A 12,560-nucleotide genomic window follows, 5' to 3' on the forward strand; every position below is an offset into this window, starting at 1 on the left:
AATTACCTATTCGAGAAGAGAAGGGTAACAATATTGGAAAGTTACTATTCGATATTTTCAAAGGCCATTTCATATTAAAAAAGAAATAGTATGTATCATGTTGACATAAAAAATAGAAAAGTATATAAAATAAAAGGCACTGCAGAATTAAAGCAGTGTCTTTTTGAAGAAGTAAAATATATTTTTAATCTATACCATAATGTAGCTGAACAGGAAGTTGATATGTAATGTCAATGTTATCTCCATCAATTTTTCGTATGATTAAATCAACTAAGAGTTCCGCTAAATCATTTATTGGTTGCTTTATCGTTGTTAGGTTAGGATAGTAGTTTTCTATAAATTCAGTTCCATCAAAACCTACCACATTAAGTGATTTTTTTAAATTTGAGGCGAGATCTTTTACTAATATAGCTGTTAAATCATCTGTACAAAATATACCATCAAAATCGTTGTTTTCTAGTATTTTTTTGATCTCAACTTTTTTGCGAAGAAGAGTCCATTGAGAAGGAATTTTTATTATATGTGGCTTTAATTGATTTCTTTCCAGCTCAAGAAGATAACCATCACGCCTTAAATATGTAGGAGAATTGGTATTATCGTTCCCAGTAAATATGGCGATTTTTTTACTTCCAGAGTTAATCAAAGCTTTAGTAGCTAGGATTCCTCCCTCAAAATTATCAGAGCTAACAACAGTTGTTTCAGGGGTTAATAAACGGTCAAAAGCAACAATAGGTGCTTCAATTGCTATATAATCATGTGCTTTTAAATTATGACTCCCATAAATAATTCCATCAACTTGGTTAGAAAGTAGTAAGGCAAGATAGTCTCGCTCTTTTTGTTCATCATGTTCTGTTGTTGCTAACATAGCTTTGTAACCTCGTTTGAAAAGAGCTTGCTCAATTTTTTCAATCAATTCTGCATAAAAAATATTTTTTATAGTTGGAAATACTAGGCCAATTAATTTTAAAGACTTTCCTTGCAAAGAACGTGCGGCTGCGTTTGGAATATAATGCAAGTCTTGCATTGCTTTTTCTACTTTTGATATTGTTGCGTCACTCAAATATCCTTTACGATTTATAACACGCGAAACTGTCGTTACACTAACCCCAGCTTTATTTGCAACATCTTCAAGTTTAATCACTTTTTTAGCTCCCATAATTTTATTTTTATCGGATTTTGACTTCTAATCGAATACTGATTTTTATTTGGAAATACACGACCTGATAATACTTTTTCACCATCATTAATAAAAATTTCAAAAATTGATTGATCAATAAATACATTCATTTTTTCTATTTTAACATGTGCCAAACGTTTTTCATAATTTCTTATAAGTGTAATAGTGTTATTTTCTTTATCTATCTCAACTTTAAGTGCACTAACCCCTTTTTCATTTGTCATTAAAGATAGAAGTGTAGAGTTTTGCTGACGAAAATCGACCTCAAGTTCATAAGAGTTAGATGTAATAATGTTATTATCTGCTAGTAAGAGATCATGTTCCTTTTGTCTTAATTCTTTCATTTTTTCAACTGGATATTGATACAATTTGTTGTCTTTTATTGAAAGCTTCTTAACCATGGACAAGACACCTTGAACATTGTATTTATCAGTGGGGTATGATGTCTCAGGTAAACCTAGCCATGAAATGGCATAAGCAGAGCCATCAGGTGCATTAAATGACTGCGTAGCATAACAGTCAAAACCTTCATCCAAATTAATTAGTTGTCCTGCATTTTTTAGCTGATTTTTTGAACCAGTAGTAAAGTCATCCGCAATAACATACATATTAGGATATATATTATCATATTTAACAATCGATTTATCTAGTCCTTGTGGACAAAAAACTAATACTGATCTACCATTGACAAATATAAGGTTCGGACATTCAATCATATAACCCATTTTTTCTTTTGAAAAATCTAAGTTTCCCAAATCTTTCCAATCAGTTAAATTATTTTCTATTGCTTTATAAAGTTTGATTATACCATTTTGTTGAGAGCTTTGAGCACCAATTAAGCAATAAATTTGTCCTTTAAATGAAAAAATTTGGGGATCTCGAAAATGGTCGGTTGTTTGAGAAAAATCAGGAAAAATTAGTGGTTCAGTGAATTTGACTAACTGATTATTTTTGTCAACTTTTGCTCCGAGTTGATATGGAGTTCTAACCCAATCTTTGCCTCTGTGATTACCCGTATATATTAAAAATAAGGAGTTTTCAAAAGCTAAAGCAGACCCAGAATAAGCTCCAGCATTATCATATTTTGTATCTGGATAAAGGACTAGCCCTGTTTTCTCAAAGTGGACGAGATCATCTGAGACTAGATGTACCCATGATTTTAAACCATGTACTGGCCCAAAAGGAAAATGTTGGTAGAACAAATGCCATTTTTCATTGAAATAAGAGAATCCATTTGGATCATTAAGAAGTCCAGTTTCTGGTTCAATATGAAAATTTGATTTCCAAGGAGATTTTAGTGCCAGTTTGCGTAAACTCTCTAAATCATTTTCAGAATAACTATCGTAGGTACGATATCGTTGTTTGGTAGACCATTTCATTTTTTTTCCTCATTTACTAAATTATATATATTTATGATAAACGTTTTTTATAAAAAAATCAATATAAACAAGCACGGAAAAATAAAAAATAAAAAAATATGGCAAACGCTTGACATATATCAGAAAAATGATAAAATAACTTCTGTAAGCGAAATCATTTTATTTGAGGAGAAAATTATGAATCATAAGCAGGTAGCTGAACGCATTTTAAATGCAGTTGGGCGTGATAACATTCAAGGAGCTGCACATTGTGCGACACGACTACGTTTAGTCCTAAAAGATACTGGCGTTATTGATCAAGATGCTCTAGATAATGACCCAGATCTTAAGGGGACTTTTGAAGCAGCTGGTCAATATCAAATTATTGTAGGGCCAGGTGATGTTAACACTGTATACGAAGAATTTATTAAACTTACAGGAATAAGTGAGGCATCAACTGCAGATCTCAAAGAGATTGCAGGAAGTCAAAAAAAACAAAATCCAGTAATGGCACTTGTAAAGCTGCTTTCTGATATTTTTGTTCCTTTGATACCAGCTCTTGTAGCTGGTGGTCTGTTAATGGCTCTTAATAATGCGCTAACAGCTGAACATCTTTTCGCGACGAAATCACTTGTTGAAATGTTTCCTATGTGGAAAGGATTTGCTGATATTGTTAATACTATGAGTGCCGCACCATTTACATTCATGCCAATTTTAATAGGATATTCTGCCACAAAAAGGTTTGGTGGAAACCCATATTTAGGTGCTGTTATAGGTATGATTATGGTAATGCCTGGGCTTATTAATGGATATAATGTTGCTGAAGCAATCTCTAATCATACAATGACTTATTGGGATATTTTTGGTTTTAAAGTTGCCCAGGCTGGATATCAAGGACAAGTTCTTCCTGTAATTGGAGTGGCTTTTATCCTTGCTAAACTTGAGAGATTCTTTCATAAATACCTTAACGATGCTATAGACTTCACATTTACTCCGTTACTTTCAGTCATCATAACTGGATTTCTCACATTCACTATTGTGGGACCAGCGCTTCGTTTTGTATCAAATGGCTTGACAGATGGTTTGGTTGGACTTTATAACACATTAGGGGCACTAGGAATGCTTGTGTTTGGAGGCTTCTACTCGGCAATAGTAGTAACTGGATTACATCAGAGTTTTCCGGCCATTGAAACAATGTTAATCACAAACTATCAACACAGTGGTATTGGTGGAGACTTTATTTTTCCAGTTGCGGCCTGCGCAAATATGGCTCAAGCTGGTGCAACTTTTGCAATTTTATTTGTTACTAAAAACATTAAGACAAAAGCTCTTGCAGCTCCAGCTGGTGTATCTGCTATTCTAGGTATTACAGAACCTGCGTTATTTGGGATTAATCTAAAACTAAAATATCCGTTCTTTATTGCTCTTGGGGCTTCAGCAATTGGTTCATTATTTATGGGATTATTCCATGTCCTTGCGGTTAGTCTGGGATCCGCAGGATTAATTGGCTTTATCTCTATTAAAGCTGGGTATAACTTACAATTTATGATTTCGATATTTATTAGCTTTCTTATTGCTTTTGGTGTTACCTCAATCTATGGTCGGCGGATGGAAGCTAAATCTATTACGAAAGAAAAAAATAAACAGAATGCAACAACTCAATACCAACCTGAGAAAGTTATTATCGATCCAGTTAAAAGTGGCGAACTCCTTGCTCCGATAAATGGATTTGTGATTCCTCTGTCTGATGTAAGTGACCCTGTTTTCTCAAAAGAAATTATGGGAAAAGGTATTGCAATCAAGCCTAAATCTGGAGAACTTTTCTCACCAGCCGACGGAGAAATTATTATTGCTTATGAAACAGGTCACGCTTATGGTATAAAAACAAAAAATGGAGGTGAAGTTCTTTTACATATTGGAATAGATACTGTTTCAATGAATGGTAATGGATTCATACAAAATGTTAAAGTTGGCCAGAAAGTAAAAGCAGGGGATTTACTAGGATCTTTTGATAAAGAAGAAATCAAGAAGAGTGGATTCGATGATACTGTAATTATTGTTATTACAAATTCAGCAAGTTACAATGAGATTTTGCCATTGAGTGAAAATGTTGATATCAAAGTTGGAGAAAAAATTCTATTATTGAACTAGAGGGAGCGAACTATGTCCGTATACTATGGATCAATTGAGGCTGGTGGTACAAAATTTGTACTTGCTATTGCAGATGAACATTTTAATATTATAAAAAAATTCAAATTTGCTACTACTACGCCACAAGAAACTATAAGTAAGACGATTAAATATTTTAAAGAAAACCGAGTTTCTGCCATTGGTTTAGGATCATTTGGGCCTATTGATCTAAACCTTTCAAGTAAAACGTATGGTTACATTACTTCGACGCCAAAAGTTGGTTGGAAAAATATAAATTTAGTTGGCCAATTAAAAGAAGCACTTGATATTCCAATATATTTTACTACTGATGTAAACGCCTCAGCCTATGGTGAAATGAAAAATACAGGAATAAAAAATCTTGTTTATTTAACAATCGGTACAGGTATTGGAGGGGGAGCAATTCAAAATGGATATTTTATTGGTGGCATTGGGCATTCGGAAATGGGGCACCAAAGAATAAATCGTCATAGAGATGATCTTACTTTTGAAGGAATCTGTCCCTTCCATGGTGATTGTCTTGAAGGAGTTGCGGCGGGTCCGAGTCTTGAAGCTAGAACAGGAATACTTGGGGAAAAAATTTCTTCAAATGATCCTATCTGGGATATCTTAAGCTATTATATTGCTCAAGCGGCTATTAATGCAACATTGACATTAGCTCCCGAGTGTATAATTTTGGGAGGTGGTGTAATGGAAAAACCAAATATGATATCACTTATACAAAAACAATTCATTTCTATGCTTAATAATTATATAGATCTGCCTTGTTCTGTAGAAAAGTATATTCGCTTACCAACTGTCAAAGAAAATGGTTCAGCAACGTTAGGAAATTTCTATTTAGCATATTCTTTATTTACAAAAGAATAATAATATAAAATCTATATATTTCTAGCATGTAGTTCAACAAAATATAATGGTAATTGTAAATATTAAGGCAATATTACAACTATAAAAAGTTTCATTTCTTTGTTATCTTTTAACTTTTTGCAACACAATCGAAAGTTCTTTTAGTGATGCTAAATACCTAATAATTTAAGTATGAGAAAAGTAAATTTCTAGGTCTTACTTTGGAAGGCAGTATTTCACAAATTATGTATTATCTTATTTAGAATAAGAAAAGTTGAAATGCCCAAAATTATTTCAAATATGGGAATATTATTGGATGCCTGTGTAGCAATGCATTATAGAAACTAAAATAAAATTTAGTGGGCAAATAGTGGGTAAAATTTAAAATATATAAATCAACTAGACATTATTGAAAACAATAGAAAACTTATAAAATAAAGAGCCACTAAACTTTAGTGACTTTTTATTTTATGTGTTTTAATATTAAGCAAACGCGTTGAGCGTTTATTTCAAATATGGGAATATTCATGACTGCCTTTGTAACAGTGTATTATAAAAATTAAAATAAAATTTACCGAATAAATCGATACTAGAAAAACTCTTAATAATTTTATATTTACTTAAAAAACAAGTGTAAAATTATAAAAATACAAAATAGTTATAAAAAAAGATATATATTGTAAGGAGAAGAGGGGATTATTTAGGTCGCTCTCAAAGTTAAATTCAGGTTCTATAAGCCTTTATAAACCTGTTTCATAGAAAACCTCTTAAATTGAAAAATAAAATGGGACAAATTTGGGGCAATTATGGTATAAAATCATAGCTACGATTTAATCTCATTGAATTTTTGAGTTTATAAAGTTAAGGAACTAAGTATATTATTTTAGAAGATTTCAACAAAAAATAAACTAAAGAGTCATTAAGAATTGAACTAATGACTTTTTATTTTGTTAAGCTATATGTTTTTCTCTTTGTAAACTAATAATCAGTATTGAGCTTAACAAGGTGCTATACTTAATTTTATGAGATCACAGTCTCTGTTGTAGAATAGAAACCAAAATTGGTTTCTATTTTTGATTACTATTGTAATTTGGAATTAAAGTGATATACTTAGCTCATGGGTGGTTTAGCGAAAGCACCACACCTTCATCATTAGCTGCTCAATTGTGAGTAGCTTTTTAAAATAATGTGTAGTGGTAAAGAATTAAGTTGCTAATAAGAGTGAGGAATGTCTAACGAATAAGAATAAAGAGAAAAAAGCGATTATAAGCTTACTATTTTTTGGGTTTGTAGTAAGTATATTAGTTATATACCTAGTAATAAGTTTTCTGATGTGAGAAAAATTTTGAGTTCTGTTCACAAGAACATTTTTTAGTTAAATAATTATCGAAGTTTAAGGCTTAAATTGACTTTAACTGATATTAGTGTTATACTTGCGAAGCGGGATGGAGCAGTTAGGTAGCTCGTCGGGCTCATAACCCGAAGGTCATAGGTTCAAATCCTATTCCCGCAATATTTTAAGGGCTTTAGGGAGCCCTTATTTTTCTTATAAAAAACTCACCCTAAAGTGAAATTTTTTCGTTAAATAGGCGGAGCCTAGAATGGAAGTGAAAAATGAAAACAGGAGATAAAATTACATTATCTAATGGGGAACAAGCAACAGTCGTTTCTGGAGATATTAATCTCTATAAGAATGCATTAATTGTAGAATTAGAAAACCATGATGTCAGAGTTGTGGATAGAGAAACCTTGACACTTGCTAAAGCAAATCCTCACGAAAATCTTGGGAATCATAAGAAGATCAATAAGTTTTAAATAGACCAATTTGACTTTGGTAAGAATAGGTGTTACTATTAAGAGGTAGGTTTTGTCTCGAGTTTAAATGTTTTAGGAATGCACTTTTTCGCAAAATAGGATTTACAGATGATGCGAAAGGATGTATTATATGAATAAAGGAACAATAAATTGGTTTAACGCTGACAAAGGCTATGGTTTTATTATGGCAGATGATATGCAAGATGTGTTTGCTTACCTCTTGTCTATTCAAGGAAATGATTTTAAAAAATACGATGAAGGTCAAAAGGTTACTTTTGATATCAAAATGACGTCTCGTGGTCGTTATGCTTCAAACGTACATAAAAGATAAATGAGTTAAAGCATGGGGTGTCCTTTGCTTTTTTATTTATTGCTATTGCAAAAACGAATTAAAATGTTATACTGAGTGAGGGAAAGATTAGTTGCTTTCCCTACAGTTCATAAAATCCATGTCACTACGATATGGATTTTATTAATGAGAGAGTAGTTTGACATTGAGTATAATTAGTGTTACTATGAAGAAGTAGATTTTGTCATGAGTAAAATGTTTTATAGATTCACTTTTCGCAAAATAAGATTTACAATTTTGTCGAAAGGAAATAAATATATTATGGCAAATGGAACAGTAAAATGGTTTAACGCTACTAAAGGATTTGGTTTTATTACCTCTGAAGATGGTCAAGATTTGTTCGCTCACTTCTCAGCAATCCAATCTGATGGATTCAAATCACTTGACGAAGGTCAAAAAGTTGAATTTGATGTTGAAGAAGGTCAACGTGGACCTCAAGCAGTTAATATCACAAAAGCATAATTATATCTGAAAATCGTGCAAAAACTGAAGTCATTACTTCGGTTTTTTTATATTCAGTTGCAATTATGAGATAATATGATATACTTAGCCGGCAAGAGGAAACTCACACTTTCCGTGCATAAATTAGGGCCACTCTAATATAGAGTGGTTTTTTCAATGTTTATTAATTAAAATTAATATTTAAAAGATTTATATAAAAAACCACATATCACAGCACATAATGATAAGCAGTTTTTGGTGCATGTTCATAGATTAAGAAGTTAATATTTAAAACATACAAATTAATAATACCATATAGATAGTCTTAAGGTCAAAAATAGAGAGATGTGTTATAATAGAGTACCTTAAACATAAGTGCCAGCAAATGCTGGCTTTTTTTATTTTCTTAGTTATTTGAAGTGCTATAATTATTGGGTTAGTAAATTAAAAAAATGAATCACATCTCTTGAATACGCTTTCTAAATATGCTAAATTAAAGTAAGAAACATATTATAATCTTTAGAAAGAGGTGGCTTATGATTTGGTCATTAATTGTTGGTGCATTAATCGGTTTAATCGCTGGTGCGATTACAAATAAGGGAAGTTCAATGGGCTGGATTGCTAATATCTTAGCAGGGTTAGTTGGGTCTTTCGTAGGTCAAGCTTTACTTGGGACCTGGGGGCCATCGCTTGCTGGCATGGCATTAATACCATCCATTGTTGGTGCAGTAATTGTGGTTGCTGTAGTTTCTTTCTTCTTATCTAGAATGAATCACTAGATCTTAATATCTTAAGATCAAGAAAGGAGGAATTTTGGCAACTGGAAAGAAAATAATACTAATTATCCTTGATCTCATTCTACTTACGCTTGTTCTACCAATGACTTGGGATTATTACAGTTTCATGGAATATGATTGGATGACAACGACCTCTAGTAACATTCCCTTCATAGGTAAATATATGACAGACTATTTATTTTGGGGGAACATCGTTTTAACGGTCATATTAATTCTCGCCTTGATTGTAATTCTTTTTTACCCTCGAACCTATATGGATGTACAACTCACTTCAAATAATGGAGATTTAACTTTGAAGAAGTCGGCCATTGAAGGATTTGTAGGTGAAAAAGTAAAAGAAAATGATTACCTTAAAAACTCAAAAATCGCTGTTTCACTTTTTAAAAATAAGATAAAAATTGATATAAAGGGTGAGATTATTCCTCGAGTTGAAGTGGCACAAAAAGCCCAAATTCTGGAACAGGAAATCATTGAAGGGTTAAAAAGTTTCTTTGGATTGGAACATAAGGTTAAACTTAAAGTAAAAGTCAATACATTAAGTAAAGATGATAACCCTAAACGCCAACGTGTCATGTAGGAGGTATCAATGGATTATTTCGAAAAAAATCGATACCCGATTATAGGGGGAATCGTAGGTGCACTCATTGCTGTGTGTATCTTCACTATTGGATTTTGGAAAATGATTTTGGTTTTATTTTTAATTGGATTAGGAATTTATATTGGTCTATTCTTAAAAAAATCAGGAATCATTGATCAATTTATAGATCGTAAATAACATTATAAAAGGAGAATATTATGGTACAAGAAAACATGAAAGCATTTGGAACAATGGCAGAAAAAGAAACTCCTAAAACAAAGGAAACCCAACCAGAAATTAAGGGAACTTTGACTTATGAAGATAAAGTTGTGCAAAAGATTGTAGGACTAGCATTAGAATCAGTAGATGGACTTCTTTCTGTAGAAGGTGGGTTCTTCTCAAACTTAACAGGAAAACTTATTAATACTGATGATGTTACAACAGGTGTTGACGTAGAAGTTGGGAAAACACAAGTTGCAGTAGACTTGAAAGTAGTTACAGAATATCGTAAGAATGTGCCTGATATTTATGAAAAAATTAAAGAAGTCATTCGTAAAGAGGTTGCGGCAATGACAGAATTGGAAGTTGTTGAAGTTAACGTAACAGTCACAGATATTAAAACGAAAGAGCAACAAAAAGAAGATGATGTAAGTATTCAAGATAGAGTGACTAGCGCGGCTCAAACAACTGGAAAATTCACCTCTGAACAAGTTGATAAAGTAAAAGACAAAGTAGAAGACAATACAGATAAAGAAGCTAGAGTTAAATAAATTTCTAGATAAATCGTGAGAAATAAAAGCCTCTATTATGAGGCTTTTTTAGTAAGTGAGTTCAATTATATAGTTTTTTATTTAGATAGAAGTATCGAGTCAAATAAGGCTAAGGAGATCTTTCATGATAGATTATATTGAAGTGGACGGGGGAAATAGTAATTTAAAGGAACTTAACTGTTCAAACAGTAATTCTTTACACTCAGTGGTATATCTTTTTAACCCTAAAGATAAAATCTACGATTTTTTTAAAGAAGAGTATCAGCTTGATTTAGAAAACCTTTTGTATGAAGAAGAGGAAGTGATCCACGAGATATCTTATACAAAGACAGGTAAAGAAGAATTAAAGATACTTTTTATTTTACCTCACCAAAACTTGAAAAATGATTTGAATCGGAAAATAAAGGCTTTAGTTATCTTAAAACTAGAGGAAAAGCTCATTATTGTAACGAGTGAGAAAGAAGACTTCATTTCTGATTTTTTTAAAAATACAGGAGAAAATGTTGAAAGAAGTGAGGTAAATTTTATCCAGCTTTTGAATGTGAGCATCCAAAAAGTAATTAAAGATGTTAAAGAGAAAAGAGAAGAAATTAGTTTATTGGAAACACAAATACAAAGTTTAGGACCTTCAGGAACAATATTTGATGAAATTTTGCGACTGAAAAAATATCTTATCTTGTTAGATTTTATCATTGATTCCGATAGAAAAATATTAAGCTTTATAAAAAGAGAACAAATGGAAAATATTAAAGAAATTCATATGCAAAATGAAGTAACTCTTCTTGAAGAGAGGATGGACACCTTAAAGTCTTTGGTAAGAGCTTATAATAAGTACCTTTCTAGCTTGGATACAATTATAAATAATAATAGTTCGTTTCAGTTGAACAATATTATGAAAACGTTAACTGAGCTTACAGTTGTCTTAACAATACCAACAATTACTTATGGGTTTTGGGGAATAAATCTCAAGTTGCCTTTTCAAGGTATCCCTTATGGTTCGTTACTTGTAATTGTTATTTCACTTCTAATCAGTCTATTAGTTTGGTACTGGTTAAAAAAGAAAAAATCTCTTTAGAAAAATTTATAAAATTATAAAGAAAAGAAGGAAAAACTATGAAAATTGGCCTAGTAAAAGCAAACTTCCCTGGAGAAAGACGAGTCCCACTTCTACCAAAAGATATTAAAGATTTTAAAAATGAAATATTGGTAGAGGAGGGGTTTGGAAAATTTCTTGATATTGATGATCAAGAATACATTGACAAAGGATGTCACATTTTATCAAGAGCTGAAATTTTTGCGGAATCAGAAGCAATCTTCTCACTAAAACTCATCCAGCCTACTGACTATTCCCATCTTAGAGAGGGACAGATGATTATAGGCTGGACACACCCTTTTGGTTCAGGGCAATCGTTCATGAAAGACCAAGCTCTGCCTAAAAAGTTAATTGTAGTAGACTTAGATAGTAACTCACCTTGCATTTATTATGAAAATGAGATATTTGAATCAGGTATTCCGAAGGGTCTATTATATAAAAATAGTTTTTACGCAGGCTATGCAGAGGTTATAGACGCTTTGTTGCAATATGGATTTATTCCAACTGAAGAGACAAAAATAGCTATTTTAGGTTCTGGAAATGTTGCGCAGGGTGCCTTTAGTAGTATTTCAAAATATTCCTCAAACATCCGAATGTATTATCGAAAAACAATGTCAATTTTCAAAGAAAATTATACAAAGTACGACATCATTATCAATGGAATTGAAATTGGGAAAGATGATGACCCAATTTTAAGTTTATCAGAACAAAAATCATTGAAAAAAGGGACATTTATTATTGATGTAGCAGCTGATGCCGGAAATACAATTGAAGGAACGCATTTTACTAGTATGGATGACCCTATCTATGAAAATGATGGAAAATACTATTATGTTGTTCCTAATACTCCATCACTCATCTATCGAAATGTGAGTCAAGAATTAAGTAAGATTTTGAGTGAGAATATCTTTAGTGAAGATTGTTCCCGTTTTATTGAAAAGGTTAAACCTCTTAATAAATGATATTTTATATTTTGATTTTTTAAATTATATACTATCATACCAAGTGTAGAAAGCCACAAAATATAAAGATAGTTCTTTACCTAAATAATGGTGTATTAGATGACGTTATAAATTTATTGTTTTTTATTGTGGTATTAAAGTAAGAAAATGCTTGGAATGCTTAAAATAAGTGATTTTGAAGTTTGATAAAATAAAACTAACTAAAA

At 31.7% G+C, this 12,560-nt stretch carries 13 protein-coding genes and 1 tRNA gene; 12 read left to right on the plus strand and 2 right to left on the minus strand.

All coding sequences use genetic code 11. The features are described 5' to 3' along the window. Positions 1 to 184: 184 nt before the first annotated feature. Together MKX45_RS04705 and MKX45_RS04710 are read right to left on the minus strand one after the other, a co-directional pair. Entirely contained in the window at positions 185 to 1,156 is a 972-nt protein-coding gene (locus tag MKX45_RS04705; protein WP_063280457.1) for a LacI family DNA-binding transcriptional regulator, read from the minus strand. Beyond that, positions 1,138 to 2,556, minus strand: coding sequence for a sucrose-6-phosphate hydrolase (locus tag MKX45_RS04710; protein WP_340816852.1), 1,419 nt, complete (start codon positions 2,554 to 2,556; stop codon positions 1,138 to 1,140). Before MKX45_RS04710 ends, MKX45_RS04705 begins: the two co-directional genes overlap by 19 nt. A gap of 177 nt (positions 2,557 to 2,733) precedes the next feature. On the opposite strand from MKX45_RS04710, the gene MKX45_RS04715 reads away from it, so the two are divergent. The 12 genes from MKX45_RS04715 (at position 2,734) to MKX45_RS04770 (ending at position 12,354) form a co-directional block, all read left to right on the plus strand. Next, positions 2,734 to 4,686, plus strand: coding sequence for a sucrose-specific PTS transporter subunit IIBC (locus MKX45_RS04715; RefSeq protein WP_340816853.1), 1,953 nt, complete (start codon positions 2,734 to 2,736; stop codon positions 4,684 to 4,686). A gap of 12 nt (positions 4,687 to 4,698) precedes the next feature. Continuing rightward, positions 4,699 to 5,571 carry a fructokinase ScrK gene (gene scrK / locus MKX45_RS04720; protein ID WP_340816854.1) on the plus strand — a complete coding sequence of 291 codons (873 nt, stop codon included), beginning with the start codon at positions 4,699 to 4,701 and terminating at the stop codon, positions 5,569 to 5,571. A 1,418-nt stretch (positions 5,572 to 6,989) separates the two neighbouring features. Continuing rightward, positions 6,990 to 7,063: transfer RNA gene (locus MKX45_RS04725), tRNA-Met, on the plus strand. A gap of 101 nt (positions 7,064 to 7,164) precedes the next feature. Then, a complete protein-coding gene (locus MKX45_RS04730) occupies positions 7,165 to 7,365 on the plus strand; it encodes a hypothetical protein (protein WP_023189247.1) in 201 nt (66 codons plus the stop codon). Between the two features lie 130 nt (positions 7,366 to 7,495). Further along, on the plus strand, positions 7,496 to 7,696 hold the full coding sequence (locus MKX45_RS04735; RefSeq protein ID WP_003132324.1) for a cold-shock protein: 201 nt from the start codon (positions 7,496 to 7,498) through the stop codon (positions 7,694 to 7,696). Between the two features lie 279 nt (positions 7,697 to 7,975). Next, positions 7,976 to 8,176 (plus strand): cold-shock protein, encoded by a 201-nt coding sequence (locus tag MKX45_RS04740; RefSeq protein ID WP_011835124.1) that lies wholly within the window; start codon positions 7,976 to 7,978, stop codon positions 8,174 to 8,176. Between the two features lie 515 nt (positions 8,177 to 8,691). Further along, positions 8,692 to 8,934, plus strand: a complete 243-nt coding sequence (locus MKX45_RS04745; protein ID WP_003131025.1) for a GlsB/YeaQ/YmgE family stress response membrane protein — start codon at positions 8,692 to 8,694, stop codon at positions 8,932 to 8,934. A 34-nt stretch (positions 8,935 to 8,968) separates the two neighbouring features. Further along, the gene (gene amaP, locus MKX45_RS04750; RefSeq protein ID WP_012897096.1) at positions 8,969 to 9,529 is read left to right on the plus strand and encodes an alkaline shock response membrane anchor protein AmaP; all 561 of its coding nucleotides are present in this window, start codon (positions 8,969 to 8,971) and stop codon (positions 9,527 to 9,529) included. Positions 9,530 to 9,538: 9 nt separating this feature from the next. Further along, positions 9,539 to 9,727 (plus strand): DUF2273 domain-containing protein, encoded by a 189-nt coding sequence (locus MKX45_RS04755; RefSeq protein ID WP_011835142.1) that lies wholly within the window; start codon positions 9,539 to 9,541, stop codon positions 9,725 to 9,727. A gap of 20 nt (positions 9,728 to 9,747) precedes the next feature. Then, positions 9,748 to 10,299 carry an Asp23/Gls24 family envelope stress response protein gene (locus MKX45_RS04760; protein ID WP_015425998.1) on the plus strand — a complete coding sequence of 184 codons (552 nt, stop codon included), beginning with the start codon at positions 9,748 to 9,750 and terminating at the stop codon, positions 10,297 to 10,299. 124 nt (positions 10,300 to 10,423) lie between these two features. Further along, a complete protein-coding gene (locus MKX45_RS04765) occupies positions 10,424 to 11,374 on the plus strand; it encodes a CorA family divalent cation transporter (protein ID WP_148669248.1) in 951 nt (316 codons plus the stop codon). Positions 11,375 to 11,412: 38 nt separating this feature from the next. Next, the gene (locus tag MKX45_RS04770; RefSeq protein ID WP_340816855.1) at positions 11,413 to 12,354 is read left to right on the plus strand and encodes a N(5)-(carboxyethyl)ornithine synthase; all 942 of its coding nucleotides are present in this window, start codon (positions 11,413 to 11,415) and stop codon (positions 12,352 to 12,354) included. Positions 12,355 to 12,560: the final 206 nt, after the last annotated feature.

The organism is Lactococcus sp. FSL W8-0209 (genome assembly GCF_038006585.1).
Taxonomy (GTDB): Bacteria; Bacillota; Bacilli; order Lactobacillales; family Streptococcaceae; genus Lactococcus; species Lactococcus lactis.

Bases quoted from the DNA above. Each gene is read 5' to 3' on its own strand.
- MKX45_RS04705 (WP_063280457.1), bottom strand. From the start codon at position 1,156: ATGGGAGCTAAAAAAGTGATTAAACTTGAAGATGTTGCAAATAAAGCT.
- MKX45_RS04710 (WP_340816852.1), bottom strand. From the start codon at position 2,556: ATGAAATGGTCTACCAAACAACGATATCGTACCTACGATAGTTATTCT.
- MKX45_RS04715 (WP_340816853.1), top strand. From the start codon at position 2,734: ATGAATCATAAGCAGGTAGCTGAACGCATTTTAAATGCAGTTGGGCGT.
- scrK (WP_340816854.1), top strand. From the start codon at position 4,699: ATGTCCGTATACTATGGATCAATTGAGGCTGGTGGTACAAAATTTGTA.
- MKX45_RS04730 (WP_023189247.1), top strand. From the start codon at position 7,165: ATGAAAACAGGAGATAAAATTACATTATCTAATGGGGAACAAGCAACA.
- MKX45_RS04735 (WP_003132324.1), top strand. From the start codon at position 7,496: ATGAATAAAGGAACAATAAATTGGTTTAACGCTGACAAAGGCTATGGT.
- MKX45_RS04740 (WP_011835124.1), top strand. From the start codon at position 7,976: ATGGCAAATGGAACAGTAAAATGGTTTAACGCTACTAAAGGATTTGGT.
- MKX45_RS04745 (WP_003131025.1), top strand. From the start codon at position 8,692: ATGATTTGGTCATTAATTGTTGGTGCATTAATCGGTTTAATCGCTGGT.
- MKX45_RS04755 (WP_011835142.1), top strand. From the start codon at position 9,539: ATGGATTATTTCGAAAAAAATCGATACCCGATTATAGGGGGAATCGTA.
- MKX45_RS04760 (WP_015425998.1), top strand. From the start codon at position 9,748: ATGGTACAAGAAAACATGAAAGCATTTGGAACAATGGCAGAAAAAGAA.
- MKX45_RS04765 (WP_148669248.1), top strand. From the start codon at position 10,424: ATGATAGATTATATTGAAGTGGACGGGGGAAATAGTAATTTAAAGGAA.
- MKX45_RS04770 (WP_340816855.1), top strand. From the start codon at position 11,413: ATGAAAATTGGCCTAGTAAAAGCAAACTTCCCTGGAGAAAGACGAGTC.